The sequence below is a fragment of the Okeania sp. genome (assembly GCF_983059655.1).
The window spans coordinates 1-2,486 of record NZ_CEZPJD010000623.1 but is presented as its reverse complement, the minus strand read 5'-3'; the positions used below and the strand labels follow the sequence as shown (position 1 = coordinate 2,486).

The 2,486-nt window shown below is 34.0% G+C and carries 1 protein-coding gene and 1 pseudogene; one reads left to right on the top strand and one right to left on the bottom strand.

Going from position 1 to position 2,486, the window contains the following annotated elements; translation table 11 throughout:
- Positions 1-173: 173 nt before the first annotated feature.
- Positions 174-1,037 carry a fructosamine kinase family protein gene (locus AC3DU7_RS25420; RefSeq protein ID WP_488042070.1) on the top strand — a complete coding sequence of 288 codons (864 nt, stop codon included), beginning with the start codon at positions 174-176 and terminating at the stop codon, positions 1,035-1,037.
- Between the two features lie 682 nt (positions 1,038-1,719).
- Here AC3DU7_RS25420 and AC3DU7_RS25415 read toward each other — a convergent pair.
- A pseudogene (locus tag AC3DU7_RS25415) lies at positions 1,720-2,486 on the bottom strand (hypothetical protein); the annotation flags it as partial.

Below are 2,486 nucleotides of genomic sequence, written 5' to 3'. Positions count from 1 at the left end.
ACTTTTAAAAATATAAAAATTAATAACTGTGGAGGAGTCAGATTTTCCTGGTCTGAAAAATAGAAAAGACTTCTACTTCAGTTTCTGTGAAGGCTTCACCTTATACTATTGCGTATAGCAAAATAGCTAATTTTTACCTTTTTAAAAAAAAATTATTAAATATAGGACTATATATGTGGAAAAAAATTGCCGAACATATCACTCAAGTAACAGCCGAAAATTTTGAAGTTACTAACCATTCTTCAGTTGGTGGAGGTTGCATCAACAGTGGTTATAAAATAACGAATGGCAGTTGCAACTATTTTGTCAAACTTAATCAAGCTTCCCAGATAGCAATGTTTGAAGCAGAAGCTTTAGGGTTAAAGCAAATGTATGAAACCCAGGCTATTCGAGTTCCGAAACCCTTATGCTATGGAACAGAGAGAAATAATTCTTATATAGTCCTGGAATGGCTAGATTTAGGAGGTGGCGGTGAGGATGGATCTTGGGAAGAGATGGGACGTAATTTAGCAGCTTTACATCACTATCAAGGTAAAAGTGAATTTGGTTGGGACATCAACAATACTATCGGTTCCACACCCCAGATTAATACTTGGAACGCAGACTGGGCAGAATTTTGGGCAGAAAACCGCATTGGTTATCAGCTCAAGTTAGCAAAACGTCGGGGTGGCACCTTTCGTCAGAGCGATCGCCTACTAAAAATTATCCCAGAGTTATTGGCAGGTCATCAACCACAACCTTCTCTGGTTCACGGTGACTTGTGGGGGGGAAATGCTGGAGTAACTGTTGATGGGGAGCCAGTAATTTTTGACCCGGCCACTTATTGGGGCGATCGCGAAGTTGATATTGCTATGACTGAATTATTTGGTAGTTTTCCCAGTGCTTTTTATCGTGGTTATAATCAAGCCTGGCCTTTAGATGATGGTTATCAACAACGGAAAAGTCTTTACAACTTGTATCATATTCTCAATCATTTTAATTTATTTGGTGGTGGTTATGCTTCTCAGGCAGAACGTATGATTGAGCAACTTTTATAGCGCTGTGCGCAGGCAACAGGCAACAGGAAGAATAAAAACCAGATAGTATAAGACTTTTAGCTATTGGAAAGTTCTTGTAATTTGTAGATAAGCCAGCGCACATTGCCATATCATAAGTTTTCTACTCAATAGACAGTAGTTTTTGGGTATTATTGCTAAAAAAAATACTCTAATTTACCGAATAATTAATAATTAAATAATTTATCTTGAAAGCCTCCCCTTTCAAAGGGAAAAAAATAAATTTTTTCTTTTTAGTCAATTCTCTTCCTTTTAAGGAAAGGTAATTAGGGTTTGCTGAAAAATTCTTATTGGTTAGGGTAGGAGACAGGAGACAGGATAAATGGGTACTTAGAGGAGGTAGAAGTAAGAATTGTAATAATTATTTTTATGCCTAACTATGCACCTAAAATACTCACTTTTTGAGAGTTTTAGGCTGAAAACCAGGTACTTTTTTCGACCCCAAAAAGGCACTTACCTTTATCTGTAAATACTTTGAGATTTAATCAGCAAGCCCTAATTATCAATTATCAATTATCCATTATCCATTAATGAACGGATTTATTTTCTTTTTGTGGAGTTGGAATTATGTCTTGAATTGGCTTTACCAAACAATTGGGTTTAAAGCCTCCCCTTTTAAGGGGATAATAAATAAAAATTTTCCTGTTCGTCAATCCTCTTCTTTTCAAGGAGAGGTAATTCTAAATTCGCGCATTCTAAATTCTAAATTCTTGAACAATTCTGGTAATCCATCTGGATATAACTTAGGATAAATAATCAGTAAAATAATGCCAATAATAGAAGAGATTAAGATGAAAAGAATTTGCCCATTCTGCATCCAAGTCAAGAAATCTAAAAATCCAAATTTTTTTGGTTTCTCGATTTTTGGCTGAGGGGATAACTTTGGTTGAGAAGAATTTGCTGTTACTTTTCTTTTTCGCTGAGGATAATTTTCTGTTACTTTATTTCTGATATTACTCTCATCACCCAATACATTTCCCACAACATTTCCATTTTTATTTTCAATCTTCCTGCTTTGATTATTGACAAATTTTTCAGCTATAGTTTGACTGCCAATAACATCATTATCATTAATATTTATTACTGAGTCAGTATAATTATTTATTATATAGTTTGTAGAATCTTGAGGCTGTACAAAATTCTTACTCCTATCTTTGTCTATTGCATCATCAATTAAACTCTGGATATTAACTTCATAATAGGGGGAATTACCGCATTCAATTGTCATTTTGCCATTATTAAGCCGTTCTTTTAATTTATCAAATTTGTAGAAGTGAGGATTCTGAGTATTTTTACAAGTTCTACAATTACAAGGGATTAATTTATTATATTTGAGTCGATTATTATAAGAACTATGAATTTCATCCAATTCGTGAGTCACAATAGTGATTAAATCCTGTTTTTGTTGCCCAGAAATTCTAATTTTTATTT

Bases quoted from the DNA above. Each gene is read 5' to 3' on its own strand.
- AC3DU7_RS25420 (WP_488042070.1), top strand. From the start codon at position 174: ATGTGGAAAAAAATTGCCGAACATATCACTCAAGTAACAGCCGAAAAT.